This is a genomic window from Alteromonas stellipolaris (genome assembly GCF_001562115.1).
GTDB lineage: Bacteria > Pseudomonadota > Gammaproteobacteria > Enterobacterales > Alteromonadaceae > Alteromonas > Alteromonas stellipolaris.
The window spans coordinates 3,605,270-3,630,852 of the sequence record NZ_CP013926.1 but is presented as its reverse complement, the minus strand read 5'-3'; the positions used below and the strand labels follow the sequence as shown (position 1 = coordinate 3,630,852).

The following is a 25,583-nucleotide window of genomic DNA, read 5'->3' as shown; positions in this document are numbered from 1 at the left end:
TAACGACCTTAGAATGGAAGCATAATAACACCCAAATAAGGGGCAATAATACATGGGTTAAAATCAGAGCGAAGCGCCAGTGCCCATGTGTTACTGTCCCAGCGAGCTTGCGAGCGACTTGATTTGATTGTTATATCTAAATGGTCGTTAAGTCTTGCCTCATCTGCTCCCTGAGTAAATTTGCTTTTTTCTTCGTTGCTTCTCCCACTGCGTTTAGCCGTTTCTGATTTTCATCAGCGAGAGCAGTGTTTCCTTGAAGAATTACTTGCACAAGGTCTTTAACCATTTTTGACGATATCTCAAACAAACTCTCATAAAGATCTTGAAGTTCATCTAACAAGTTAGCTACTTCATCACTTGCTGTTAATCGCAACGTGTTCGTTTGAGAACGTATTACTTGAAGCTCTTCAAACCCATCAAATGTGATTTTGCTTATTTTTTCTTGAAAATTAATTGATGCTTCAGCTGCATTTTGTTCGTCCCCAATAGCACATGCTCTCTGGTAGGAAGCATTAAACTCATTGATTATAGGAACAAGTATTTTCTGATAATCACTCTGATGACGATTATGGATTGCGTCCATGTTTTTAAAGTAATCCTCATACTGAGCCGTTTTCATCTCAAAAACTTTTTTCCTTCTTTCTAAATCAAGATTAAGAGATGACTTAAGCTTTACAAGCTCATTTTGATGCCGTTTTTTGTTGAAATAGATAAACACGCCCCATAGGACATTTATCAATCCAAAAATCCAAGTAAAAAATTGTGGGTTTGCAGAAATTATCTCATAAACCACATCCATGTTTGCACCTCCCTATTTAGGTATAACTTTTAAATAAGGTCCGCTTCACGAACCGAGCAGAACAACAGTGAGTTTTCACTGGCATCAATAGACATACAGCAGATGTTCAACGTTTCGGTCAGCCATCAATTTGTCGAAATTATCTTGCCCATGGTGCCATCTTTAAGGTAAACGAAGAATTTTTAAAGCCGTGCTTATGTTCGAGCTTCGTGCACACATCAGCAACAAAATAAAGTGCAACTAGATAGTATTTGAATGCATCTATGGGTTTACTAATCATTTCCGCATATCTCAATTTAATAGCTTCCTTATCGTTTGGAAGTTTCATTAACTCTGATGAATTCAACTCGCATCCATACTGGTTAAGCCGCAAAACAAGCTTTTCCAGGCTGTGACCGTGTATGCCTTGACCGGTTTTAGAATGGATTAACACTTTTAGGGCTTTCTCTATTGCTAAGTGGAATTCCCAGCAAGCCACGGCTGATGATGCAGCATTGTTTGAAAGTAAATCAGTTACACCTTTTTCAAAATGCCCCCACACACCCATTGACATATTTCGCGCCAGTTGGTCAAGTTCACAAGATGTATTGAGGTCAATATTTATTGATCTTGAATAGGCGACGATTTCAGCGATTTGCTTTTTGAGGTCAAACTTATCTTTCTCTGTCATGTGCTCAAAATTGATAGTAGGTTGAATTATATCCTCTATTTTTTCACTTTTTTGCATGTGATCTGGAAACATCAACTTTGATAATTTCCCTTCCTCCACGACCTCCGATGTAGTTGCAGGTATTCTTAGCTCTATGGGTTGACCGTGGACGAAGGTCACACCTAGGTAAAAGCTTTTTACGTTTGCCTTTGTCAGATCTCTATATTTTTCATAAAACCACTCGTTGAATATAGGAAGAATGGATTCGCGATACACTTTACTTTCAAGTAGTTGTTCTTTCGACTCAAAAGACGAATTCTTAACGAAATGATCAACAAAGAACCTCCCGGCGACTAGAAACCGTTTAGGTATGGGAATTCCCTTTTCCGCTAGCAACGCATCGATATTGGGCATTAATGTATAAATGTAATCCCTTAATTCATTTGACACTCAGAATTTCCCTTTTCTAATTATCGCCTTACTTAGCTGCCACCAAAGCGGTGATGTTCGTCAGTTATACGTATACAGCATTCCTTTTGCTAGCAAAGACTGCCATCAATAGACAAACAGCAGACATTCAACGCCAAGTGCAGCTACAGTCGGTGGAACTGCGTTTTGTACTAGCGTAGCGATCAGCATAAAAAAGCCACGAAGCAAACTGGTCCACTGGCAAGTATTGTTATGTCATTTTTGTTCGGTAGCTCCCATTAGCAAGCCGAGATATAGGTCGGTTGCTATTCCAAAATAAACAGACAGAAAGGCTTCTTTAAAATCGCTACCCGGCCCAAGAATTTTTTCTTTATTACATGTAATCACAATAGCCGCAGGTATCCTTACATCTATGCAATGGAGAAGTGTTGACCGAACTTTTCCCTTCTGCTCTTCTGATGTAAATGAATAGTCCTCTGAATCAACTAACGTATTTTCAATGAACTGCGTCTCCGTACTGGGATTTTTAAGAATTTCCACTACTTCATAGTTGTTCTCTATATAGTACTGTGAATTTTCGGCACGTTTGGAATGACTTCTTGGGGTCATATTTCTATTAGAATCGAAGTACGCGATTATTTCTGGAGCTTCAGAACCACAAAAAAGCGATAACTCGTAATGATGACGTCCCAGATTCGTCTGCAACAACCCTTCAAGAAGAACAAGATACTGGGTAATCAATTGACGGTTTAATGGCGGAACTATATGGCGGCTATTAAGATCTGTCTGACTAACCACCTGAAACCTACTTGAGTAACAACTAGAGAGGCTCCCTAGAGCAACAGGGTTCGATTCTTCAATAAACATAGAACCCCATGACTTGAGAATCATTTTAATTGAGCCAAAAACCAAAAGACCGTTTGCGGCGGCTACCGTGAGCTTTAGAGCTTCAAAGCTACCCTCGTTAACTAAGACAACAAATAGCCATAACTCGACACCAGCACTCGCTAGAGCCATAAATACGCCAATAAAAAATATTATATTCTTTCTTGTGGATTGATTCATATATGAGCCCTCAAGACATTTAGGTTTATATCCGAATTTGAGGCGTCGCGATCTATCAATCTTTGAACATCATCTATTATCAACTTGCAAACTTTGTCGTCGGTCCAATCAAAAATGTTACTGTCACAAATGTATGTATTTTGATTGCCGCGCTTCTCCTCGATGAACTTTGTATATCGGTCATAAACAGAATTTACGTAACCTTCCACATAGGCATTAAATTTATCTCGTGAAATAATCCTATTGACTACGCTTTCATAATCGATTGTACAAATGATGCTAATGTCTTCTTTGGGTGTACAGTCATCGATAAGATCGTACAAATATTGGTAGTTCAAACATGTCAGGTCATCTAGTTGATATACCTCTTTGAAGTACTCAAAAAATATACTCGCGTCTTCACAAATAGACCGGTCTAAAACATACGACTTATGCTTCTTTTCTATTTTTCTTATAGCATTTGCCTTTCCAATCAAGAATGCTGCTTGAGCTTCATAACTCCAGCGGGCTGGATCATCAAACAGCCTTTCCAAATACGATATTCCAAGTTTTGCCTCAGATATAAGCTCCATATCGAAATCTTTAGCTAAAGCGCGTGCTAGTGTTGATTTTCCAACGGCGATCATTCCTGAAATGCAAATTCTGGTTTTATTTTCCATTCTATCTCTTAAATCTAATTTAACGTGATGAATTTGAGCTGACATAAAAGCTTATTACTGAGAATTCATAGTAACATCCGTTACCCCTAAAAAACCATTTACCAGTGTTTGTATAGGAATGAATATTGGCCGTCCGGTTTACGTACACAGCGGCCTGCCTTGCCTTAGCTTACCTGCTTTTTAAGCCGCTTTTTTAAAACCGAGTCGCCATCGGTTTTCGATAGCATTAGGCTGTCGGTAATACTAAGCAGCGCCACTACCGCCATCATGGCCATGGCAATTTTAAAGTTGATAAGCGAAGGATCACTGCTTGAATTTCCTACCATTAATGAAGCAACGGCCAGCATAAGCGCAGAAATGGTTATCCCCATGCCACGGTTCATTTGCATCAAAATAGCACCCAGTGTATTCGCATCGCGCATTTTATCTTTCGGCACATCTGCAAAGGCGATGGTGTTTAACAAGGTTAAGTGCATCGACCTATTCACACCGCTAACAAACAAAATTACAGCAATAATAAACGATGAGCTTTGTTGGGTTATTAACGATAACGCCACAAAGCCCAGCGAAATCATAATGCCATTTGCAATAAGCACTCGCTTAAAACCAAAGGTGTTCATTATCCATGTGGTAGCTGGCTTAATGGCAATATTGCCTACAAATAGCCATAGTAATAATGTGCCCGCTTCTACCGGCGAGTAACCCATACCTAATTGCAGCATAAGCGGCACCAAAAACGGCGCACTGCCTAGGGCAATACGTACCACCGAGCCGCCGTACATCGACAGTCGAAAGGTACGAAACTGCATAGCTTCAAAAGAAAACAAAGGTTTATCAGCACGGCGAATATGAAATACTGCAGTTAACAATAGTAAAAGCCCAAACACGGTCATCACAGCGCCCAATAGGGTAGAGGTGTTGTGCCCAGCAAATAGCTCTATACCGGCCATAAAAGAGGCAAAGCCAATGCCGGTTAGCAGAAAACCTACCACATCAAACTTACCTACATTGGCGGTGAAGTTCTCAAGCAAATAAGCGGAAGCAATAAGCGCGAATATACCTAATGGCACATTCATAAAGAATATCCATTGCCAGCTTAAGTGGGTGGCAATCCACCCCCCTAATACAGGGCCAAGAATAGGCGCACTTAATGCGGGCCACGTAATAATGGCCACGGTTTTTACCAGCTTTTCTTTGGGTAAGTCTCGCAGCACCACTAATCGGCCTACGGGCACCATCAGGGCTCCGCCAATGCCCTGCATAATACGAGATAAGGTAAAGCTGGTTAGGTTAGTGCTAATGCCACACAGTATTGATGCCACCACAAAAATAACAATGGCAGCCATAAAAACGTTACGGGCACCAAATTTGTCGGCAACATAACCACTTAGCGGAATAAAAAAGGTAACTGCAACAAGGTAGGCAGAAACGCCAATAGAAAGCTGGGTTGCTGGCACGCCAAAATCAGCAGCAATAACGGGAAGCGCGGTGGTGATCACCGTGGCATCCAGAATTTCCATAAACAAGGCCCCAGCAACCAGTAGGGCCGTTGCGGTATCGCGACTAAATGATCTCAAATGCGCGCACTACGCGGGCTACGCCCGTTATGTTCCTTGCGATATCTACAGCAGCATTAGCTTCTGCATTGGTTAATCGGCCCATTAAGAACACTTCAGAGTCTTGCACTACCACGCTAACCTGCAATGCAGGCACGCGTTCATCGGCCACTATCTTGGTGCGGACTTTTGATGCAAGCCAAATATCGTTGGCTTGGGTGCCCGCGCCAATAGGCTCGCCAATGCGAATTTGATTGTGTATTTTCTTAAGGTAATCGACTTCTTGAGCCCGTCTAACCGCTTCATCAATTAACGCTTGCGTGGGGGCTTGGCCAGTAAGCAAAGCAATGCCGTTATACATATCTACTTGTAGGTTGGTTTGCTCTTTAAGCGCTTCACTTTTGGACCACTGATAAGCTACAGAGCGACCTGCGTTTTGGTCATCAAGTTGAGTCCCAACGGTGCGTCTGTCGTTCGCCACTTTTGCTGCCATGGCACCCGCAGCACCAACCGCCACTACGCAGCCCTGTAATTGCATTACAAAAAGTAGTGATACAAGGGTAATACTTAACGTTTTAACTCGTTTCATAAATGGGTAAACGTTATTCGTCTCCAAGGTCGGCTGGGAATAAGCTGTCATCAATGCATTCACATAAGTTGTGAATAACCAACAAGTGAACTTCCTGAATACGGGCAGTGCGGTTAGAAGGCACACGCACTTCAACATCGTGCTCGCTTAAGAAACCTGCCATTTCACCGCCGTCTTTTCCGGTAAGGGCCACAATGGTCATATCGCGTGATAAAGCAGCTTCCATGGCGGCTATTACATTGCGTGAGTTACCACTGGTTGATATAGCAAACAAAATATCGCCAGACTGACCTAAAGCACGCACTTGCTTAGCAAAAATTTCGTCGTAGCTATAATCGTTGGCAATTGAGGTAATAGTAGAAGTATCAGTACTTAACGCAATAGCAGGAAGGCTAGGGCGGTCGCGCTCATAGCGATTAAGCATTTCAGAAGAAAAATGCTGTGCATCACCTGCTGAACCACCATTACCACAGCTTAAAATCTTATTGCCGCGAATTAACGCTTCAACCATCATCATGGCTGCTTTTTCAATTGATTCAGGCAAAATTTCAGATGCAGCAATTTTGGTTTGAATACTTTCAGTAAAGTTCGCTTTAATTTGTTCAATCATACTTCTTTTCTCTGCATTTCAGGATATCAAGCAATCTCAATAATGAGTGCACATCACGCTGTAGGAGGTAGGGCTTGAGAATTTGGCGCAGTTCAGTACTTAGGCTTCCGTAAACACGCTGTGAACCCATCTATGGGAGCTCCGCCGCCGCATCCATGCGGCGGAGGGTTTACTACAGCCTAAGTACTACCTACACCTATTCACCAGCATACCTAACAGCTACGCGCGGTTTATCCAATATTTTTAAGCCACTGAAGGTCGCTTCCGTCAATGGCGATAACGTCTATGCGTAATGGGGTAGACGCGGGATTAAGCTTATTATCTAACAAATAGAACGCAAACGCAGCCTGAATTCGTTGAAGTTTCTTCATTGTGACAAATTCGGCAGCGTGACCATACTGAGATTGTTTGCGAAACTTCACTTCTACGCAAACAATGGTGTCACCATCTTGCATAACGATATCAAGTTCACCACGTTTAGTTCGGTAGTTACGACAACGTAATGTAAGCCCTTGTTCCTCTAAGTAATCAACGGCCTTGTTTTCTGCTGCATTCCCTTGCAATACGGACAATGTTATTTACTCCATTAGCATTTGCACACGCTCGTTACGTATAACGGCTTGAGGTAAGTTTCGTTCTACTTCGCTGTTTTTGTTCAGTGTAAGAGTGCCGGTTAACCCGTCAAATGTGATGTAAGACAAGGTATTTAGCATTCCTAATTGGGGAAGCAATTCGTATGCATCTACACCAAAGGCGAATAGTCTATTTTGCAACGTGCTGCGATCGGGCCAGGTTTGCTTCGTTTCTTGAGCAAGTTGCTGCCACTTATGATCTGGCATCATCCATGGCATGTCGATAAAGCGTACGTTTTGTAAATCACGCCATTGGTTCTTGCCGCTGTTGTAATCCATTGAGCGAGAGGTCGCATAAACAGGCACTTGTTTTCCATCGTATGGGTTTAAGCTAGCTTCAATAATGGGGTTCAAAAGTTCGGTATCTTGCGGCGACGCGAACGCGACAATCGCATCGATGTCTCGTCTGCTACGAGGCATGTTGTACACTTCTTCGTTCGTCATGTATTCAATTTGGTTAATGCGCTGATTACTTTGCGCTACATCTAAAGCTTGGGTAATACCTTCTCGTAACGATTCACTATCGTTGAACGTTACTGAGGTAATATTGGCCTTTCGGGCTTGGGCTTCTTGTTCGTGCAAGGTGTTCCAACGGGATTTAAAGGCATCGTTCATACGCTGGTACAAGTTACTTTGTGCCGCAATAACGATAGGGGCTCTAAAGCCTTTGCTATAGATAAACTCTGCAAGTTGGTTCGCTTCATCTTCCGGCGCAAGTGCGAAATAATTAACGGCCGGTGCTGCGCTGGAAGGCATTTCAGATTCAGCGTTAACGGCTTCTGGGATTAAAGGCTTTGAGTTTGAAGGCGCAGAGTTTACTGAGGCTGAGCTCTCTGAAATTGTCGGCATTTCGTCTGGGCGGTTTAACGCTAGCATGTTCACGCCAGGGGGTAACGCTGGTATTAATTGCTCAACGGTTTCTTTTAGTAGCGGACCCACTATAAATTTAGCATCGCCAATGGCGGCGACCATGGTTTGTGTATCGGCATTGGTGGTATCTACAAACCGAATGGCAGGCAAGCTATTTGGGTTGCTGCTTCGTTGAAGCTGTTGGTAATAGCCCGCCATAATGCCATCCTTCACTGCTTCACCAGTAGCCGCCAATCTTCCGCTTAATGGCAGTAGCACGACGAGTTCGCGAATTTGAGGGGCGGTGAGCTCTTGAGCTAAGGCAACCTCTTTAGGTAAATGCTGCGCCAACATATGGCCTGCATAAACCTGCTGGTACTGCGCAATTGACTGGTTCAACTGTTGTGGGTTTCGTGCACTTTCAATGGTTAATTGACGAAGGGCAAAGAAAGGCTGCAACTTAGGGTATTGGTTTTCACTTTGCTTGAGTTCATCGGCTGGTATTTGATTCAGAAATGTCCACACCTGCGCCACTTTTTTCTCATCTTCTAGCTCGGTAGACAAAACGCTATTTGCCGCTTTAGCCCACAACCCTTGTTTGGCATAAAGGTCTGCTTGAAGGGCTGCCAGTTTGGCAATAAGGGCAGGGCTAGTGTTAACGTCTTCTAACATTGCTGTAAGTTGTGCTGGTGACGAAGATGGGTCGTTTTGATACGCCATCGCAACATGTATGGCGTAGCTATCTTGTAGCGAGGTAGCTACACCGTCTTGTTTCATTTCAAACAAGATTTGCTGCGCTAAAATGGTATCGCCTTGCGCGAGATAAAGGCTCACTGCATCTAGCAGTAAGGTATCTCGTTTCACTTTATCTCGGGTTTGAAGCCATACTTTTTTGGCTTCTACCAGCTTGTGTTCAGGCGTAATGTGCTGCTCTACTGGCGCTGCTACTGGTTCAGTGTTGATAATTTTAGGTGCCGAGGTGGGTTCAGGTGTGCTTCCGCAGCCCGCTAAATACAGCACGCTGGTGGCTGTCGCCATTGCAAAGGTAATGCGCTTTGTAAAATGTCCAATGTGACCCACAGTCTGTTTCCTTTCACTTCGTTTAACGGCAAGTAGCAGCAAGTTTATCCTAACCACGATGAAAATCTACGTTTGCCGGCGTAAACTAGCCCAATGGCGTGGTACACTTTCTTTATTATTCGTTATTTTTATTGTTTATATGACCAATTTCGCCACCTTGTATATTGTTCCTACACCTATCGGCAACCTTGATGATATTAGCGCCAGAGCTATCGAGGTATTAAAACAGGTTAATTGGATTGCTGCGGAAGATACACGACACAGCTCGCGGTTGTTACAGCACTTCAGTATTTCAACCCGTACCTTATCGCTGCATGATCACAATGAAGATAAACGTACGGCGATGTTGGTACAGCGCTTAAAAGACGGCGAATCGGTAGCGTTAATCAGTGATGCGGGTACACCATTAATTAGCGATCCAGGTTTCGTATTTGTTAGGCGCTGTCGTGAAGAAGGTATTCCGGTTACTGCACTGCCAGGCCCATGTGCCGCTATTACCGCGTTAAGTGCTTCAGGGCTGCCAACAGACCGGTTCATTTTTGAAGGTTTTCTACCAGTAAAAACTCAAGCCAAAGACAACCAACTTGCTGAATTAAAAGAACGCACTTGCACAAGCGTATTTTACGAAGCTCCCCGTCGAATTTTAGCCACGGTGAAAGACATCGACCGCGTGCTAGGAGACAGGCATATTGTAGTGGCCAAAGAACTTAGCAAAACCTTTGAAACTTACGTGAGTGGCACCCCAAGTGATGTTATTGATTATTTGGAGGCTGAAGCAGCCCACCAAAAAGGTGAGTTTGTAGTGATGGTGTCGCCAGCCCAAGTGAATTTATCTGAAATATCGGCCGAAGCCATGTCTCTTTTAACCACGTTATGTGATCACATGCCATTGAAAAAAGCGGCAGCCGTTGTGGCCGATCACTATGACTTAAAAAAGAATGCCTTGTACCAAGCTGGGCTGGAAGCAAAAGAAACTGATTGATCTCAGACCCATATGTTGAGGGTACCTATCTAAACAATATAGTTAACACGAAATAGGCTTAGTGCATTTTGTACTATTGCTTATAACGTTAAGTGTAAGGTTGGAGGATAGTTATGAGTCAGCAACTCTTAAGAATTGAGATGCCAGAGGGTAAATGGGTCGTCGATATTTTTGATAAATCCGGCGATTCCGGTGAATACGATTTAATTCATCCTAAAACTCAGGTGAAATTAGCTTTAGCCGATGAAATGCATGGCTTTCGGTACAATTTAACAGGCCCAGAAGGTACGCCATTTGCCATTTATCTTGATGATACGGTTATCGCGGAAGGTACAGTAGATAAAAGCCAAAACCTTAATGGTACAGGCATCTTATAGAATAGTTTTTATCAACTCCCCTTTGTTCAATCGCCACGAATAAAAATGCCCGCTAGCGTTTAACGCTGCGGGCATTTATTTTTTGCAAAAGTCGCTATTTGTTGTTTAAGACAAGCGGCCTTTAAAGTCTTCGTAAGTAAACTGGCGAACAATTTCGAACTCACCATTTTTACGTAAAATACCAATAGCAGGGTGTTCAACGCCGTTGAAGAACGACGTTTTCACCATGGTGTAGTGCATCATGTCTTCAAACTGCAATCGGTCACCAGCTTTTAGTGGTGCATCGAAAGAGTAAGTATCAATAACATCGCCCGCTAAGCAGGAGTTTCCACCTAAGCGATAGTCGTAGGCTTTTTCGCCAGCTAAGGATGCATTTAAAATCGTCGGGCGATAAGGCATTTCAAGCACATCTGGCATGTGCGCCGTGGCTGAAATATCTAAAATGGCAATATCACCATCGTTGTTTACCACATCCACCACTTCAGCAATCAACGGTCCTGTCTGCCATGCAACTGCAGAGCCTGGCTCCAAAATCACGTCTAAATGCGGGTAACGTTGTTTAAAATCGCTTAGGGTTTTGATTAGATGTTCTACATCGTAACCTTCGCTAGTCATCAAGTGGCCGCCACCTAAGTTTAGCCATTTCAATTGGGCTAGGTAATCGCCAAAGCGTGCCTCTATTGCTTTAAGCGTACGTTCGGTAGCAAACGAGTCGCACTCACACAGGTTATGACAATGGAAGCCGTCAATGCCAGATAAATCTACGCCTTCTAATTCGCTGACACGAAGCCCTAATCGCGAACCAGGCGCTGCGGGATCGTAAAGCGGGGTATCTGCTTCTTGATGTTCTGGATTAATGCGCAAACCTAAAGATACGCCTGCAAGCGCATCTTTATGAGTTTGCCATTGTGACAGACTATTAAACGACAAGTGATTCACCAGCGTCGCCAGTTCTTCTATATCCGCCTTTTTATAAGCTGGAGAATAGGCATGTACTTCTTTACCCATTTCAGCGGCTAATTTGGCTTCCCATACCGAGCTTGCGGTTGCGCCATGTAAATAAGGTTTAATGATGTCGAAGCTCGACCACATTGAAAAACCTTTCAAAGCCAGAATAATTCTAACGCCTGACTCATCTTGTACACGCTTCATCAACTCAAGGTTTCGGATGAGTTTTTCCTCTTCCAGCACGTAGCAAGGAGAAGGGATATCTGTTCGTTGCGTTAAGTCTGCCAACCTTTATTTGCTCCAGTTACAGTATAATATTACTTGGTGAATGGGCTGCTATCACATTCAAGTACGTGCCAAGGTAGGCCGTGCTCGTTTAGCATGTCCATGAATGGATCTGGATCAAATTGTTCCATGTTCCAAACACCGTTTTCTTTCCAAGTGCCGTTTAGCATTAGTGCTGCGCCAATCATGGCCGGAACACCCGTGGTGTAAGATACCGCTTGTGCACCCACTTCATCATTACACTTAGCATGTTCACAGTTGTTATAGATGAAGATGGTTTTTTCTTTGCCATCTTTCATGCCCGTAATGTAAGTACCAATACAGGTCATGCCGGTATAGCCTTCAGCCAGTGAACCTGGGTTGGGCAGTACTGCCTTTAAGAACTCTAGCGGCACTACTTTTTGGCCTTGGAATTCTACCGGTTCAATACTGGTCATGCCTACGCCTTCTAATACGCGAAGGTGCGTTAGGTATTCATCACCAAAGGTCATCCAAAATCGAGCACGTTTAAGGGTAGGGAAATGCTTCACTAAAGATTCCAATTCTTCATGGAACATGAGGTAAGACGCGCGTACACCAATGTTTTGATAATCTAAATCTTCACGTACGCTCAGTGGATCGGTTTCTTTCCACTCGCCATTTTCCCAGAAACGACCACGTTGAGTAATTTCACGAATATTGATTTCAGGATTGAAGTTGGTCGCAAATGCTTGTCCGTGGTCGCCACCATTACAATCAACAATATCCAAGTAGTGAATTTCGTCGAAATAGTGTTTAGCCGCGTAAGCGGTGTATACGTTGGTTACACCTGGATCAAAACCACTGCCTAACAACGCCATAATGCCAGCGTCTTTAAATTTCTGCTGGTAAGCCCACTGCCAAGAGTATTCGAATTTCGCTTCGTCTTTTGGCTCGTAGTTTGCTGTGTCTAAGTAGTCGGTGTTAGTCGCTAAACACGCGTCCATAATAGGCAAGTCTTGATAAGGCAACGCGAGGTTAATTACTAGGTCAGGCTTAACATCGTTAATAAGCGCTTCTACTTCTTTGGCGTTATCAGCATCAAGGGCGAATACACCTTTAACGCGGTCTGCACCTACTTCTTGTTGCAAAGCTTCACACTTAGACACTGTGCGGCTGGCAAGAAAGATTTCGTCAAAGTGCTGTGGTAAACGTGCACACTTTTTTACGGTTACTGAGGCAACGCCACCAGCACCAATTATTAAAACGCGAGACATAATAATTAATCCCTAAATAAGCTAATGAATTTTGGGCTGAATGCTAGCAGACGATACCAAATTGGCAAGCAAAGACAGCATAGGTTCGACAAAAAATAGTCATCGTAAACACAAGGAAAACGAATAAGCATAATTTATACGCGATAACGCCTATTCTGGCATTGTATTGATGGGAGGGGAAACCACAATTTTGTCACCCACTCGATAATAAGGATAGAGTAATAGCTGTTCCTCATCATTTGGGCAAGCTGCGCTGATGGCGATAGCGTCTAAACGTGTATGCTTTTGCGTTTCAACCGTCGCGGCATAAACGAGAATGCTGTAACTGTCAGAGTCTGTGGTAGTGTCGATAATTCGCCACTGTAAGCACTCAATGAGCTGACTTTCGTCGATGCGGTAATGGGTTTCTTCGCTAAATAAACAGCCAACTTTTCCATCTTCATAGATAGCCGCGAAGGGGTAGAATACGGAACTGGTAGAAAGTACCATCTCGCATAATTTAAGTGCCCTAGAAACCAGTATGTTTAAAGGTGGTGGTAAGCTACTTGTTCCTTTTATCATGGTGCATCTCCTAACGATTATTGCGTTTGAGCGGTAGCTATGAGTAACGCGAAGCTAGATACAACCAGGCTGAGCTTTTAAATAAATACTCTCCACAGCCTTGATATTAGGTTAAACGAATGTGTGGGTCTATAAGATCAAGGGTTTTTATTTTTTCTGGCACCCTGAATACCGCCAGTGTGAACAATGATAAGTGTCTGTCCTTTTTCAATTGCTTTTTCGAGTGGTTTTTTTTCACATGCATTGGTCGACGTATTCGTAGAAGCCAACGTTGCTAACAAGTTCTTAAGTGCCCAAAACACCTTTCCAGAGTAAACCCCTTCAATTTCGAACGGCATTGTTTGATTGAAGTTTTCACAGAATGTTTGCAGGTACGGGGGAATTTTTCCGTATCCACCGCAATGAAAATCATGACTAATGCTGAATTGGTTTGTTTTGTCAGAGGCCAAAGCAGATGCCTGAGTAAAATTAAGAGCAAGCTCCGGCGCTAGAAACTGTTCGACCAGCCCTTCTAAATATCCCTCTCCCTTTAACACTCCGATACCAATAGCGTGTTGGTGGGGGGACAGGGCAGACGTTAACCCTGCCAAGGTCGCGCCACTAGCAACAGGGGCAATAATATGGTCGAAAGGGATATCTATTTCGTTAACAACTTCTTGAACGCCTTTTAGCGCCGCCACTTGGCTACCGCCTTCGGGAATAATCAACGCATCAGGAAACTGTATGCGTAGGCTGGTTAAATAGGCAGGGTCATCCCTTTGCTGGTAGGTTACTTTATTCACGTAATGAATTTGGGTGCCCCATTGCACTAAATCCTGAATCATTGGGCTGGGGTGTTTTGTGTAATCGCCGCGAATAATAGCGTGAAAAGGAATATTCAGCTGATTACACAAATAACCTAATGCATGTAAGTGGTTGGAAAAACCTCCGCCAAAACTGACTACGGAGGAGGGCTGGCTGTACAAAACTGAACTCAGACCCGAGCCCGATCCGGTATCTAAATCCACTGTGTACGGCGGGGTAAGATTAAACGCGTGCTTTAATTTACGCCATTTATTGCCTGAAATGACGGGATGTATTCTATCGTCACGCTTAACAAACATTGATACATGTTCGGCACCTTCCCAGTCTGGCGTAAAGGGCTCGAGAGGCGAGGGTAAGCACAGGGTGTCGGCAAAATTATCTAAATTCAAAATGCGCTGTCAAATGATCAATGTGGCAATCACAACAGTATAACTAGAGCACACCGTAAAATAAAAAGTGTATTGCTTTTTGGCCTCGTCGTTTTTGATTCTTCACTGCAATTTTTTAATTTGAAGTATCTGGGGCATGAACGCAGTGGCTCAGATTTTAAACGATTTATATAGAAGGTACATGAACATGTTTCAACGCCGTTATGCTTCATTAAACCTTGCTCTCGCAGTAGGAATATCACTTTTGGTTCTATCGAAAAATGTGCTGGCGCAAAGCGTGCCTGATTATGTGACTAAACAGGTGCCTGAGGCGAAAGTAGTGGGTAATGCCATGTTTACGTATCTTTTCTGGGATGTATACGACGCTACGCTTTATGCCCCTAAAGGAGAGTGGCAGTCTAACGCTCCATTTGCGTTAAAGCTAGATTACCAACGAGGGCTAGACGGTAAAAAAATAGCACAACGTTCAGTAGATGAAATGCGTAAGCAAGGTATTAGCGATGAAGCAAAGTTAAGCGAGTGGGAAGAAAAAATGGTGGCGCTTTTTCCCGATGTTGAAGACGGTGATGTGATAACCGGCGTGGCCACAACAAATCGAGCCAGTGAGTTTTATATCAATGGCGAATTGGTTGGCAAAATTGAAGATGAAAATTTCACTCAGGCTTTTTTCGATATTTGGTTATCAGAAAAAACGTCTGAACCGAAGCTACGCAAGGCCTTGCTACAAAATTGATGCTCCTGTTCTTTTTGTAATAAAAGCAACGACTCGAGCTTATTAAGAAAGTTTAACAACAAAAAGTGCAGCAACCAGCGTAGTGGATTGTACCTATTAGCAAAATGCTTAATGAAAAGCATACGCCGCTAACAGGCTGCACGCTAACTGTACAGTCACATAAATTTAAACTGAGGTAATTATGAAATTTATTCAGCGCTCGGTCGCAGTCGGACTCCTATCTTGTCTTACCCTCATCGCAGGGTGTTCGACATCGGTAGATGGCAATACGTACAAACAAGTTTCACCCACCTTCAATATCGAGGAATTTTTTGCGGGCAACGTTCGAGCATGGGGAATAGTGCAAAATCGGTCCGGCGAAGTGGTTCAGCGCTTTGTGGTAGATATCCAGGGTAAAAACGAGGGCGGCACGTTAACGCTAGATGAGACATTTACTTACGGGGTAGGCGAAGGGCCAAAACAACGTACGTGGAAAATCGTTAAACAGGCCGATGGCACCTACGTAGGAAACGCGGGTGACATAGATGGTCCTGCAACAGGCACATCGTACGGTAACGCATTTAACTTTCACTACAATATGGATTTACCGGTTGATGATACAACCTACGCCGTTACCTTCGATGACTGGTTTTGGGCATTTGACGATAGTGCCATGATGAACCGATCATACATTAGAAAGTTTGGTGTGGTAATGGCAGAAGTGACTATCTTTATGCAGAAACAAGATTAGTGTAGGTTTGGCTTTTCATTAAAGCATCAACGGGGGAAGGTGAAAACAACACCCAACCCGTGACCTTGCATAAGCGGGTCGTGCACGAACCAAAGCTTACCTTTGTGCAGTTTAATAATTGCCGAAACAAGAGATAATCCCAATCCGTTTCCTTCACAGGTTCTGCTTTTGTCAGCCTGAAAGAAGCGGCGTTCTAAACTATCAAGTTCGTGTTCATCAACACCCTTACCATTATCGTTAACGCTAATAATCACATGCGAAGATGTGGCGGTAAGTTGAAGCGTCACTGTGCCGCCATCAGGGGTGTATTTTATGGCGTTATCTAGCACATTCGCTACAGCTTGAAACAGCAAGTTAGGATCGCCGTAGAACTGAATTTTAGACAGTTGGCTAATAAGCTTAATATCTCGGTCTTCGGCCAATGGCTGATATAAATCCTCCACGTCCGTAACCATATCGCTAAGCTCAGTTTCACAAAACCCTTCTTTTTTGTGAACCGTTTCTAGTTTGCTAATACGTAAAAGACTATTGAACATGTTTAATAGTTTGTCGGCTTCGTAGGTCGTTTCGTGCCGAAGCTTTTCATCATCAATATGTTCTAAATTATTGCGTAAGCGAGCCAGTGGAGTACGCAAATCGTGGGCGATACTATCGCTTACCGACTTTATATTGTTTACCGCACTTTCAATGGTATCGAGCATGTGATTGAACACAACTGCTAGTCGACTTAAGTCATCCCAGCTGCTGTCTATTTCCAAACGTTCTTCCAAATTACCGGTACGAATAATGTAATCAGCAGTTTGTGCCATGCGGTTTATGCGTTTAACCACGTAAAGTGCGACCGCAAAGCTTATGGCACCCAAAACACATAGCAAGGCAATAATTATCCAACCAAACGTTTTCCCTAACCACTGTGCACTGTATAAATCATCAATATTCCGGCCAACAAACAAAGAATAACCCGCAAGGTTTACTTCTTCGAAAAGAATGCTGTTGGTGGAGTCAGAAAACGAATAGCTGGTGCTGTCTTGCGCAGTGCTGCCTTTGCCACCAGTGAAGGCTGGTAAGTTGATAATGCTGGTGAAGGAAGTACCAGAGTCAACACTTGTACCCATGGCAACAGGCCACAGTGGATAATTGCCCGCTACTATCTGGTTTTCGCTGTCGCGAAGTACCACAATTAATCGAGATGGCGTAAAGGAATGTGAGGCGTTGATTTCTTTCGAATCTGGCGAAAGACTTGGTAAAGTTCTTGTCTTAATATTGCTGATTACGGCTTCAATGCCCGTTTGTTCATGCAATAGCGTAAACGCATACGTTTCTGCATCAACAGCAGCGCTTGCCTCACGAATAAATACGTCACTACTGGCAAGACGCCAGAAGTAAACGATAAATAAAATAGCAACAAGCGCTAATGAAGTAAGTAGTACCCCAACACGGAAACTAGAACTTCGGGTGAAGTTGCCTATTGCTAACACACAACAGGATCCGCAATTCTATATCCCGTGCCTCTTACGGTTTCAATCAGAGGGACGTTAAATGCTTTGTCTACTTTTTGACGCAGACGGCTAATATGCACATCGATAACGTTCGTTTGCGGATCGAAGTGATAATTCCAGACTTGCTCCAACAACATGCTACGTGTAACGACTTTCCCTTGATGGCGCAATAAACACTCTAACAACTGAAACTCTTTTGATTGTAAGTCTATTTCTGTGTCACCGCGTTGTACCTTTCTGTTCACAAGGTCAAGGGTGAGATCGCCCACTTTAATAAGTGTTTTATCGCCGCTTTCGCGTTCTCTTCCCGCTAATCCTTCTACACGGGCAAGTAGCTCTTCAAACGCAAAAGGTTTAGTTAAGTAATCGTTAGCGCCTGAACGCAAGCCTCGGACCTTATCTTCTACTTGGCTTTTCGCGCTAAGCAGTAGGACTGGGGTAAGCACGTTGTCATTCCGTAAACGTTCCAAGATAGTAAAGCCGTCTAATAAAGGAAGCATTACATCTAGTACAATAACATCTACATCATCGGACAAGGCTTCAGCTAAGCCTCTTTCGCCATCACGCGCTGCAACGCAGCTGTGCCCTTCACCAATAAATCCTTTTTCAATGTGAGCGGCAACCTTAGGATCATCTTCAACAAGTAGCACATTCATGATTTTGGTACTTCTAATTAATGGAGTTAAATATCAACGTTTATACATACAATCTATCGTGTTGCGATCACTTTGAGATGCTTTTAACACCCCTATTAAAACGGACATTAGCGTTATATGGCGTAAAATGTTGAATGTCCCCGCGAGCACATTTCATCTGTACTTCGTGCCAGTATTCAGGGGTCATCAGGTCACCATGTAACGACTTCAAAATATCCTTAAGTTTCCGTTTTCCAACAATAAAATGCTCAAACTGCTCGGGGAAAACATCGGTTGGACCAACCGACAACATGTCCATCGCATAAGGGTCATCTGATTTGGGTAGCGCTCTAAAATGACGTTCGTTCATTAAACATATTTCATCATAGTCGTAAAAGATAACTCTGCCATGACGCGTAATACCGAAATTTTTATGTAACATATCGCCTGGGAAGATATTGGCCATGGCAATCTGCTTAATACAAAGTCCGAGTTCGTTTAAAGCGCTGCGTATTTTATCTTCATCTTCTTCTTGTTGAAGATACAAGTTAAGCGGCGTCATTTTACGTTCTATGTATAAATGCTTGATGACAAGTTCATCTTCGGTAAATTCTAGGCTAGATGCGCAGGTTTCCTTTAGCTCTTCCACTAGCAATGGGTCGATACGCGCCAAGGGAAAGCGAAAGTTAACGTATTCATGGGTGTCTGCCATTCGCCCTACACGATCTGACATTTTCACTAACCGGTAGCAGTCTTTAACATGCTCCCGAGTAATTTTCTTACTTTCTGCAAATTCATCTTTGATGATTTTAAACACCACACCGTAAGAGGGCAGGTGGAAAACCATCATTACCAATCCTCTAATACCAGGCGCGGCCTCGAAGTGATCGTCAGTGGTATCCATGTGATCGAGGAAGTTTCGATAAAAGACCGTTTTTCCATGCTTGTAGTGACCCAGTGACATGTATAGCTCAAAGTGTTTTTTATTGGGTAGGAGTTCTTGTAAAAACGCAGCCACTTCTGCTGGGTTTTGGGTATCAGCCATGAAGTAACTTCTGGCAAAACCGAAAATAACGCTCAAATCACTTCTGTGTGTAAGTAATGCATCTACGAACAATGTGTGTTCATCACTGCGTTGCAACGAGATAACAAAAGGAAGGGTTTCTTCTGGCATACAAATTCTGCCAATAAGATACGCTGATTTTCCTCTAAAAAACGTGGGCTTTAGAAGTTCGACGGTATGAACGCTGGCCAATTGCTGTGTGGTTAATCGCTTTCTAAGTGCTTCTTCAAGGTTTTGCATGTCACGTTCATAGTCTTCAAAAGGGATGCCGTAGCGATAGATTTTGAATATAGACACGTACATCTCGCGCACCGTGGTAGTGGTATCGAAGCTGTGAATGACCTTATCTCGGTCTTGGCCGGGTAAAAAGCAGCGACTTGGCAATACAAACATCATGCTGTTGTCTATTTTGCGGTGCTTGAATAAACGCCCAATTACTGAGTTATAAAAGGTTTCGGCCAGCTCAAATTGCGGGTGACCTTCAAGTTGTCGTGCGAACGTCTTCTTTAGCTCTTGCCAAAATTCGTCATTCTTTTTGTGTACTTCAGTTAAATGGTAAACATCGGCAACGGCATCGGAAAGGCTTTGCTCATAAATGGTAATGCGCTCTTTTGACGCTAGCTGAATTTCTTTCCATTGGCCTTGTTCAAATCGAGATTGGGCACCTCTCGTGATACGCGTAAACCAACGATAGCTCTTATCAAAATGAGAAAGAATTTGATAAGCGACTTTTTTAGAAAGGGTGACATCCAGCATAATTTAGCCTTTAACAATTAGTGATTTTTCATGCGCCGCAGTGAGTTTTATTTTTAAGTTTGGCTGCATATACCTCCTAAAATAACAAAAATTTACGATAAGCTACTGGAAAATTAGCCTAAAAGTGTTTTTTTATACTTTCGTTTAATATAGTCTTAACCTTACTTTATTCATCCACGTTTTCGACAATACATTTACAGCTACCAATTCTATGTAGCGAATTAAGTACTTGTAGATTACTAAGAGTAGACCATGAGCTTCAACATTCTGATTTGTGACGATTCGGCGCTAGCGAGAAAAATGGCGCGCCGTAACTTGCCCGATGGATTAGCGAGTGAAATTTTTGAAGCCTCTAATGGCGTGGATGCGCTCGAAATAATGGGGCATCATCGCATTGATTTAGTGCTGCTAGATTTAACCATGCCGATACTCGATGGAGTTGGTGTGCTTGAAGAAATAAAGCGCCGTAAAATTGAAGTGTTTGTTGTAGTCATTTCAGGTGATATTCAGCCAGTAATGCAAAACCGCGTGATGGAGTTGGGCGCTCTGGCGTTCATTGAAAAGCCGCTTAAACGACTGCCTTTAGAAACTACCTTAAAACGCTACGGATTTATTCTGCCAGAAACCATGGCATGTTAAAGAACGAAGAAAATAAAGAAACAACTAAAAATAAAGAATATTAAAAAAGGAGCTCAATGAGCTCCTTTTTGCATCTGCACTAACTCGTGCGTACCGGTTATCGGCCTATTCAAACCAGTGGCGGGTTTTATTGGCAAACCACACCAGCGACAACATTACAGGCACTTCAACCAACACACCAACTACAGTCGCCAACGCGGCACCACTGTGTAAGCCGAATAATGAAATGGCAACAGCCACGGCCAGTTCGAAAAAGTTAGATGTACCAATCATGCAAGCTGGCGCGGCAATATTGTGTGGTAGCTTCATTTTTTTCGCTGCAAAATACGCTATCGCAAAAATACCGTAGGTTTGAATAAGAAGCGGAATCGCGATAAGCACTATATCTTGAGGTTGAGCCAATATTGTTTCTGCTTGAAAGCCAAACAGCAATACAATGGTAATTAATAGCCCAAGGACTGAGAATGGCTTTAAGCGTTCGATAATTGCGGTAACGGCTTGCTCGCCTTTTTTCTCAATCTTTTTGCGGGTTACTACTCCTGCAATTAGTGGCAGTACCACGTATAGGACAACCGAGAGAAGTAAGGTATCCCAAGGTACTGTAATGTCAGTAACACCTAGAAGCATCGCGGTAATAGGGGCAAACAAGATGATCATTATTAAGTCATTAATCGAGACCTGCACCAAGGTGTAGTTGGCATCGCCTTTAGTTAAATGGCTCCACACAAAAACCATGGCGGTACAAGGGGCTACGCCAAGTAAAATCATACCCGCGATATATTCTGTGGCCGTTTGTGGGTCTACCCAGTCGGCAAAAATGCCTTTAAAGAATAACCAACTAAGTAGTGCCATAGTGAAAGGCTTGATAAGCCAGTTCACCACGAGAGTGAGCACCAGCCCTTTAGGCTTTTTACCTACATCCTTGATAGATGAAAAATCAATTTGAATCATCATAGGGTAAATCATGAGCCAAATCAGTACCGCTATAACCAAATTTACGTGGGCGTACTCAAGGCTTGCAACCAGGGCAAAAAAATCAGGGAAAAGGCTTCCGACAGTTACGCCAGCAATAATACAAAGCCCCACCCATACAGAGAGGTATCGTTCAAAAAATCCCATGAGACACTGTCCTTAATGGTTTTAATGTCTTTTATGTTGATAGTAGCTAGCTACTATGGTGTTGATTAAATCGTTTTTTGGTTAACGCGTTTACTCAATTCCTCTGCGCTTTCAACACGCTCAGAATAGCGATTAACAAGATGATCCTTGTTGTCGCGAGTCAGCAGGGTAAATTTCACCAATTCCTCTACTACATCGACGATGCGGTTATAGTACGAAGATGGCTTCATCCGGCCATTGTCTTCAAATTCTAAAAAGGCTTTTGCTACCGATGACTGGTTTGGAATGGTCAACATGCGCATCCAACGACCAAGCACTCGCATTTGGTTTACTGCGTTAAATGACTGGGAACCACCGCTTACTTGCATTACCGCTAGCGTTTTTCCTTGGGTTGGACGAACCGCGCCAATGCTTAATGGCACCCAATCGATAATACTTTTAATAATGCCTGTCATGCTTCCATGACGCTCAGGAGAGCACCAAATTTGCCCTTCAGACCACATCATTAATTCACGAAGCTCTTTTACCTTGGGATGGGTTTCATCTTCGGTATCCGGCTGAGGCAAGCCTGTTGGGTCAAAAATTTTGGCTTCACAACCATAGTATTCAAGCAATCGTGCGCTTTCTTCAATCACGAGTCGGCTGTAAGAACGCGCTCGTAACGATCCGTAAAGTAATAATATACGCGGCTTGTGTTCAGAGTACGTTTTTGCGAAATCTTCAGAAGTTGGTGAAGGCGCAACGCTTGCCACTAAATTGCTAGAAGGTGATGCTGGTTCAGACATTATTGCGCTCCTTTTTCTTGCAGGGCTTTTTTAATGTCTTCAATAGCGAGTTTGCGAGAAACAATATCGGTAAGTGCGGCAACGCGTTTTTCGATAATATCGATAGTGTTATAAAACGCTTGAGCTTTGTCTTCTTCACTGCCTTCTATTTTCGACGGATCTTCAAGACCCCAGTGCAGCTTTAGTGAATTACCGAAGTATACAGGGCAGGCCTCACCGGCCGCAGAGTCACATACAGTAATAACGATGTCAGGCTGGTAGTCTTCAAAGTCATCCCAAGATTCGCTTTTAAGCCCATCTGTACTATAGCCTTGCTCGGCTAGGTACTTTAATGACAAAGGATGTACTTCACCCACAGGTTGGCTTCCCGCACTGCGCGCTTCTAAGGATGAATGGCTTGAAGCATTAGTAATGGCTTCACAAAGGATGCTACGACAACGGTTGTGCGTGCAGATATACAATATTTTCATTACAAAAATCCTGGTGGTTTACGTCACATATTTGAATAAAGTAAGAAGAGCGATTAACAGTCCGTGTCACATTTGAGATTGTTCAGTGCGTCTTTAATGTATTCCGCATTGCTGCTGGCAGATAAATGAAGAACCTCTTTTGCCCATGCTGGAAGAGCTGGATTTAAACGATAATAAACCCACTTACCACGGCGTTCGTCAGCCACTAGCTCGCACTTGCGTAAATCGGCTAAATGACGAGAAATTTTAGGTTGGCTGAGGTTAAGGGCTTCTGTGAGATCGCACACGCAAAGCTCGTCTTTTACACAAAGCATTAATAATGTTTTTAGCCGAGTTTCTTCCGCCAGACATTTAAACAATGACAGCGGTGAAAGCGACACACATTTTGAAGATACTGATGCAGTCATCACTCATCTCAAATACGTTAAATCATATATGTTGCATATCGTATATGATTTTTCGTATATGTAAAGCGAAAAGAGTAAGTCAGTAAGCTAACTACTTAGGAGGTGGGTTATTGAATTGTGAGTTTTATTTTGGGGGCTCTATTTGTGGAGTGACGGTTGTGGAAATGTTTGCGTTATTTCCTGCATTGAAGTCGTCGATAACCGTATTCATAAACGCAAACCATGTTTGGTTAGGTTGCCAAATAGCAAGTAAGTCTTGTTTTGCCGATAGTTCTGACTCACCCAATGCGGTAATGCGGTATAAGTAGGTAAATACAGCGCCCCGCCAATTCAATTTACAGTGTGTAAGCACTTTATCGTCATTTGAGTTCCCTAGTGCCATATAGCCAATATACTCTTTGAAATTAGCAAGGGTGGGGTTTTCCCATTCAACCTGAACATTGTGATAGTTCAGCGATAACCCCTCAACCACTTGCTGTTCTTGCAGTCTATCGCCGGGTATTAAATCGATAACCCGATTTACGCCTTCGTCTTTTAATAATTGAAAGTGTGCAGCAGAAGGTAACCCTGAACTCACCATGTGGTCGTTATTGACTTGGTAATTGGTTAACGAGTCGAGAGTAATTTCAATGTTAGGCGTAGGCGTCGTTTCAGAGCTAACTTTAGCTTCTACGTTATTAGTTTCTGTGCTTTCAGCTGCTTGGTTCGCGTATGCATTACTCAGGGTTAATGCGATAGATAAAACTGACGACAAAGCGACTAACATTTTCATTTTAAGGTCTCGTTATTGATATTTTTAAAAGGGGAATAATCGTTAACGATTAAAGCATTACTCTTTGCTTGCATCTTTATGCTTTTCATATCGGTCCATAGCATCTTTTAACGAACTATAACTTTCTTGTAGCTCAGGGTTGTCGATAATTAATGAGCGCAGGTGCATTTGTGATTCAATACGCATGACTCGAGTTTGAATATCAACAAGCCCTTCGTCTGGAAGTCTACCGCCTGTTGTCACTGCAATATCAATAAGCTGTGTTCTTTTCGCTTTTATATAACGAGATTCACACTCTTTTCGCTTTATTTTTGAGCCTTTTGGTGCTCGGTAATGACAAATGACTTCGAACTCAGGTACATCATTGTACTTATTAAAAACATCGAAAAATTCGTAAGAGCGCTGTTTTATAGCGTACTTTAATTGATGCAATTTTAGTTTAGCGGTGACTTCTATGGTTTCAATGTCGTTTTCTTTTTCAGGTGCCTGCTCAGAATCTGCTTTACTAAAACAGGGGGCGGACGCAGAAAGTAACACTAGGATAATTAGCACATTTAGCTTTTTTTCCATTTTCTTTTTCATGAAATCACAAATCCTTTTGTATGATATATACACACTAATATATTTTTCTGGTAAAGAGCAAGTGCACTATGTGTTTGATGGTTTTTTAACGATTGATGTCGAAAGGGCAGTTGGATTAAACATATTCAAATACTTCCTACTTAGCCAAATAATAAAAGGGACGCCGATTAAACTTGGCAATACCCAACTTCCTATTTGAAGTAGGGGGAGGCTTTGAAATAGCGAGCGGCCACCGAAAGCGAAAAACGCAGTGTAGGCTCCAATGCCTGACCCGATAATATGCCCAATGTGTTGAATTACCCATTCCCCCTTAGCGATGTCATTTTTGAATGCATATCGTGCAATACCAATACAGTTAAAAAGAGCAAGGGGGGCAAAAATTTGGGTCAGTGTAATGTTGTATTTTATGCCTTGATATAAGGCAATGCTGGCCACGATAAATAATGCGCTGGGTAGCCATAAGTATTCAATATTACGAAGTTCGGCACGATTCGCTTTTACTTCAAGCACCCGTTTTGCGTGGCGAACGTTGTTCCAAACCAGCAGGCTTAGCATCAATAAAAATATGTATTGGCCTTGAAGGTAAGCAAGAAAATACTCAACAGATTCAAAATGTGCCGGCATTGTAGGGAAAATGAGAAGGGGAGCAAGCAGCACTAATGATGAGCTAACCACGCCACTGACTGATGTCAGCGTCATTGTGGCCAAGTAAATGTTACCTATCTTTTTATGTTGTTTTCCGCCCTTCTTAGTGAAGCATGGCCCCCAAAAAAGTAACAGTGATATTGCACCACAAATAATATGAAATATAACGATAGCGCTGTGAATGTTCTGCATGACTTACATCCTTAATGTTGTGATGTAGTCAGTTTGCCAATATCTTCTTTGTTGTATT

28 protein-coding genes are annotated in these 25,583 nt (G+C 42.9%); 5 read left to right on the top strand and 23 right to left on the bottom strand.

Annotated features, from left to right (window positions below):
* Positions 1-136: 136 nt before the first annotated feature.
* The 9 genes from AVL57_RS15550 to AVL57_RS15510 all read right to left on the bottom strand — a co-directional run bounded on the left by AVL57_RS15550 (position 137) and on the right by AVL57_RS15510 (position 8,917).
* Entirely contained in the window at positions 137-799 is a 663-nt protein-coding gene (locus AVL57_RS15550; protein ID WP_057789803.1) for a hypothetical protein, read from the bottom strand.
* A 139-nt stretch (positions 800-938) separates the two neighbouring features.
* Positions 939-1,898: a HEPN domain-containing protein gene (locus AVL57_RS15545; RefSeq protein ID WP_061093594.1), complete on the bottom strand. Its 960-nt coding sequence runs from the start codon at positions 1,896-1,898 to the stop codon at positions 939-941.
* Between the two features lie 234 nt (positions 1,899-2,132).
* Entirely contained in the window at positions 2,133-2,942 is an 810-nt protein-coding gene (locus tag AVL57_RS15540; protein ID WP_057789808.1) for a hypothetical protein, read from the bottom strand.
* Positions 2,939-3,601: a deoxynucleoside kinase gene (locus tag AVL57_RS15535; RefSeq protein ID WP_057789810.1), complete on the bottom strand. Its 663-nt coding sequence runs from the start codon at positions 3,599-3,601 to the stop codon at positions 2,939-2,941. The genes AVL57_RS15540 and AVL57_RS15535 overlap by 4 nt, the downstream gene beginning before the upstream one ends.
* A gap of 164 nt (positions 3,602-3,765) precedes the next feature.
* Positions 3,766-5,121, bottom strand: a complete 1,356-nt coding sequence (locus AVL57_RS15530; RefSeq protein ID WP_082605028.1) for an MFS transporter — start codon at positions 5,119-5,121, stop codon at positions 3,766-3,768.
* A 43-nt stretch (positions 5,122-5,164) separates the two neighbouring features.
* Positions 5,165-5,746 (bottom strand): BON domain-containing protein, encoded by a 582-nt coding sequence (locus AVL57_RS15525; protein ID WP_057789814.1) that lies wholly within the window; start codon positions 5,744-5,746, stop codon positions 5,165-5,167.
* Positions 5,747-5,759: 13 nt separating this feature from the next.
* Positions 5,760-6,356, bottom strand: a complete 597-nt coding sequence (locus AVL57_RS15520; RefSeq protein WP_013782861.1) for a phosphoheptose isomerase — start codon at positions 6,354-6,356, stop codon at positions 5,760-5,762.
* Between the two features lie 230 nt (positions 6,357-6,586).
* Entirely contained in the window at positions 6,587-6,928 is a 342-nt protein-coding gene (locus AVL57_RS15515; protein ID WP_041452467.1) for a YraN family protein, read from the bottom strand.
* 6 nt (positions 6,929-6,934) lie between these two features.
* Positions 6,935-8,917, bottom strand: coding sequence for a penicillin-binding protein activator (locus AVL57_RS15510; RefSeq protein ID WP_057789816.1), 1,983 nt, complete (start codon positions 8,915-8,917; stop codon positions 6,935-6,937).
* A 139-nt stretch (positions 8,918-9,056) separates the two neighbouring features.
* Between AVL57_RS15510 and rsmI the strand changes: the two genes are divergently transcribed.
* Together rsmI and AVL57_RS15500 are read left to right on the top strand one after the other, a co-directional pair.
* Complete coding sequence (gene rsmI, locus AVL57_RS15505; protein ID WP_057795940.1) at positions 9,057-9,899, top strand: 16S rRNA (cytidine(1402)-2'-O)-methyltransferase; 843 nt, start codon at positions 9,057-9,059, stop codon at positions 9,897-9,899.
* Between the two features lie 113 nt (positions 9,900-10,012).
* Positions 10,013-10,276 (top strand): hypothetical protein, encoded by a 264-nt coding sequence (locus tag AVL57_RS15500; RefSeq protein ID WP_057789818.1) that lies wholly within the window; start codon positions 10,013-10,015, stop codon positions 10,274-10,276.
* Between the two features lie 105 nt (positions 10,277-10,381).
* Here the strand turns inward: AVL57_RS15500 and nspC are convergent, their stop codons facing one another.
* The 4 genes from nspC to AVL57_RS15480 form a co-directional block, all read right to left on the bottom strand.
* Positions 10,382-11,512 carry a carboxynorspermidine decarboxylase gene (gene nspC, locus AVL57_RS15495; RefSeq protein WP_057789821.1) on the bottom strand — a complete coding sequence of 377 codons (1,131 nt, stop codon included), beginning with the start codon at positions 11,510-11,512 and terminating at the stop codon, positions 10,382-10,384.
* 29 nt (positions 11,513-11,541) lie between these two features.
* Positions 11,542-12,744, bottom strand: coding sequence for a saccharopine dehydrogenase family protein (locus AVL57_RS15490; RefSeq protein ID WP_057789823.1), 1,203 nt, complete (start codon positions 12,742-12,744; stop codon positions 11,542-11,544).
* Between the two features lie 150 nt (positions 12,745-12,894).
* Positions 12,895-13,305, bottom strand: a complete 411-nt coding sequence (locus tag AVL57_RS15485) for a hypothetical protein (protein WP_057789825.1) — start codon at positions 13,303-13,305, stop codon at positions 12,895-12,897.
* 137 nt (positions 13,306-13,442) lie between these two features.
* A complete protein-coding gene (locus AVL57_RS15480; protein WP_082604829.1) occupies positions 13,443-14,501 on the bottom strand; it encodes a 1-aminocyclopropane-1-carboxylate deaminase/D-cysteine desulfhydrase in 1,059 nt (352 codons plus the stop codon).
* A 178-nt stretch (positions 14,502-14,679) separates the two neighbouring features.
* Here AVL57_RS15480 and AVL57_RS15475 point away from each other — a divergent pair, with 178 nt between their 5' ends.
* Both AVL57_RS15475 and AVL57_RS15470 read left to right on the top strand, forming a co-directional pair.
* Positions 14,680-15,231, top strand: a complete 552-nt coding sequence (locus tag AVL57_RS15475) for a chalcone isomerase family protein (RefSeq protein ID WP_231882114.1) — start codon at positions 14,680-14,682, stop codon at positions 15,229-15,231.
* 181 nt (positions 15,232-15,412) lie between these two features.
* The gene (locus tag AVL57_RS15470) at positions 15,413-15,961 is read left to right on the top strand and encodes a DUF3833 domain-containing protein (protein WP_057789831.1); all 549 of its coding nucleotides are present in this window, start codon (positions 15,413-15,415) and stop codon (positions 15,959-15,961) included.
* 26 nt (positions 15,962-15,987) lie between these two features.
* Here the strand turns inward: AVL57_RS15470 and AVL57_RS15465 are convergent, their stop codons facing one another.
* The 3 genes from AVL57_RS15465 to aceK form a co-directional block, all read right to left on the bottom strand.
* Positions 15,988-17,439: a sensor histidine kinase gene (locus AVL57_RS15465; protein ID WP_057789833.1), complete on the bottom strand. Its 1,452-nt coding sequence runs from the start codon at positions 17,437-17,439 to the stop codon at positions 15,988-15,990.
* A complete protein-coding gene (locus tag AVL57_RS15460; protein WP_057789835.1) occupies positions 17,433-18,116 on the bottom strand; it encodes a winged helix-turn-helix domain-containing protein in 684 nt (227 codons plus the stop codon). Before AVL57_RS15460 ends, AVL57_RS15465 begins: the two co-directional genes overlap by 7 nt.
* 67 nt (positions 18,117-18,183) lie before the next feature.
* Positions 18,184-19,914, bottom strand: a complete 1,731-nt coding sequence (aceK, locus tag AVL57_RS15455) for a bifunctional isocitrate dehydrogenase kinase/phosphatase (RefSeq protein WP_082604831.1) — start codon at positions 19,912-19,914, stop codon at positions 18,184-18,186.
* 252 nt (positions 19,915-20,166) lie between these two features.
* Here aceK and AVL57_RS15450 point away from each other — a divergent pair, with 252 nt between their 5' ends.
* Entirely contained in the window at positions 20,167-20,553 is a 387-nt protein-coding gene (locus tag AVL57_RS15450; protein WP_057789837.1) for a response regulator, read from the top strand.
* 105 nt (positions 20,554-20,658) lie between these two features.
* Here AVL57_RS15450 and arsB read toward each other — a convergent pair whose 3' ends face one another.
* From arsB to AVL57_RS15415, 7 genes are all read right to left on the bottom strand, one after another.
* Entirely contained in the window at positions 20,659-21,672 is a 1,014-nt protein-coding gene (arsB, locus tag AVL57_RS15445; RefSeq protein ID WP_057789839.1) for an ACR3 family arsenite efflux transporter, read from the bottom strand.
* Between the two features lie 65 nt (positions 21,673-21,737).
* A complete protein-coding gene (gene arsH / locus AVL57_RS15440) occupies positions 21,738-22,457 on the bottom strand; it encodes an arsenical resistance protein ArsH (RefSeq protein ID WP_138118219.1) in 720 nt (239 codons plus the stop codon).
* Positions 22,457-22,927, bottom strand: a complete 471-nt coding sequence (locus AVL57_RS15435; protein ID WP_057789841.1) for an arsenate reductase ArsC — start codon at positions 22,925-22,927, stop codon at positions 22,457-22,459. The genes arsH and AVL57_RS15435 overlap by 1 nt, the downstream gene beginning before the upstream one ends.
* Before the next feature lie 53 nt (positions 22,928-22,980).
* Positions 22,981-23,334, bottom strand: coding sequence for a metalloregulator ArsR/SmtB family transcription factor (locus AVL57_RS15430; protein ID WP_057789843.1), 354 nt, complete (start codon positions 23,332-23,334; stop codon positions 22,981-22,983).
* Positions 23,335-23,458: 124 nt separating this feature from the next.
* A complete protein-coding gene (locus AVL57_RS15425; protein ID WP_231701226.1) occupies positions 23,459-24,106 on the bottom strand; it encodes a protein tyrosine phosphatase family protein in 648 nt (215 codons plus the stop codon).
* Positions 24,107-24,163: 57 nt separating this feature from the next.
* The gene (locus AVL57_RS15420) at positions 24,164-24,688 is read right to left on the bottom strand and encodes a hypothetical protein (RefSeq protein WP_057789846.1); all 525 of its coding nucleotides are present in this window, start codon (positions 24,686-24,688) and stop codon (positions 24,164-24,166) included.
* Between the two features lie 66 nt (positions 24,689-24,754).
* On the bottom strand, positions 24,755-25,525 hold the full coding sequence (locus tag AVL57_RS15415; RefSeq protein WP_057789848.1) for a hypothetical protein: 771 nt from the start codon (positions 25,523-25,525) through the stop codon (positions 24,755-24,757).
* Between the last annotated feature and the right edge of the window lie 58 nt (positions 25,526-25,583).

Coding starts and splice junctions, on each gene's coding strand:
- AVL57_RS15460 (WP_057789835.1), bottom strand. CDS start 18,116: ATGAATGTGCTACTTGTTGAAGATGATCCTAAGGTTGCCGCTCACATT.
- AVL57_RS15425 (WP_231701226.1), bottom strand. CDS start 24,106: ATGAAAATGTTAGTCGCTTTGTCGTCAGTTTTATCTATCGCATTAACC.
- aceK (WP_082604831.1), bottom strand. CDS start 19,914: ATGCTGGATGTCACCCTTTCTAAAAAAGTCGCTTATCAAATTCTTTCT.
- AVL57_RS15475 (WP_231882114.1), top strand. CDS start 14,680: ATGAACATGTTTCAACGCCGTTATGCTTCATTAAACCTTGCTCTCGCA.
- AVL57_RS15540 (WP_057789808.1), bottom strand. CDS start 2,942: ATGAATCAATCCACAAGAAAGAATATAATATTTTTTATTGGCGTATTT.
- AVL57_RS15450 (WP_057789837.1), top strand. CDS start 20,167: ATGAGCTTCAACATTCTGATTTGTGACGATTCGGCGCTAGCGAGAAAA.
- rsmI (WP_057795940.1), top strand. CDS start 9,057: ATGACCAATTTCGCCACCTTGTATATTGTTCCTACACCTATCGGCAAC.
- AVL57_RS15535 (WP_057789810.1), bottom strand. CDS start 3,601: ATGGAAAATAAAACCAGAATTTGCATTTCAGGAATGATCGCCGTTGGA.
- arsH (WP_138118219.1), bottom strand. CDS start 22,457: ATGTCTGAACCAGCATCACCTTCTAGCAATTTAGTGGCAAGCGTTGCG.
- AVL57_RS15435 (WP_057789841.1), bottom strand. CDS start 22,927: ATGAAAATATTGTATATCTGCACGCACAACCGTTGTCGTAGCATCCTT.
- AVL57_RS15415 (WP_057789848.1), bottom strand. CDS start 25,525: ATGCAGAACATTCACAGCGCTATCGTTATATTTCATATTATTTGTGGT.
- AVL57_RS15520 (WP_013782861.1), bottom strand. CDS start 6,356: ATGATTGAACAAATTAAAGCGAACTTTACTGAAAGTATTCAAACCAAA.
- AVL57_RS15420 (WP_057789846.1), bottom strand. CDS start 24,688: ATGAAAAAGAAAATGGAAAAAAAGCTAAATGTGCTAATTATCCTAGTG.
- arsB (WP_057789839.1), bottom strand. CDS start 21,672: ATGGGATTTTTTGAACGATACCTCTCTGTATGGGTGGGGCTTTGTATT.
- AVL57_RS15485 (WP_057789825.1), bottom strand. CDS start 13,305: ATGATAAAAGGAACAAGTAGCTTACCACCACCTTTAAACATACTGGTT.
- AVL57_RS15490 (WP_057789823.1), bottom strand. CDS start 12,744: ATGTCTCGCGTTTTAATAATTGGTGCTGGTGGCGTTGCCTCAGTAACC.
- AVL57_RS15530 (WP_082605028.1), bottom strand. CDS start 5,121: ATGGAAATTCTGGATGCCACGGTGATCACCACCGCGCTTCCCGTTATT.
- AVL57_RS15525 (WP_057789814.1), bottom strand. CDS start 5,746: ATGAAACGAGTTAAAACGTTAAGTATTACCCTTGTATCACTACTTTTT.
- AVL57_RS15500 (WP_057789818.1), top strand. CDS start 10,013: ATGAGTCAGCAACTCTTAAGAATTGAGATGCCAGAGGGTAAATGGGTC.
- AVL57_RS15470 (WP_057789831.1), top strand. CDS start 15,413: ATGAAATTTATTCAGCGCTCGGTCGCAGTCGGACTCCTATCTTGTCTT.
- AVL57_RS15550 (WP_057789803.1), bottom strand. CDS start 799: ATGGATGTGGTTTATGAGATAATTTCTGCAAACCCACAATTTTTTACT.
- AVL57_RS15430 (WP_057789843.1), bottom strand. CDS start 23,334: ATGACTGCATCAGTATCTTCAAAATGTGTGTCGCTTTCACCGCTGTCA.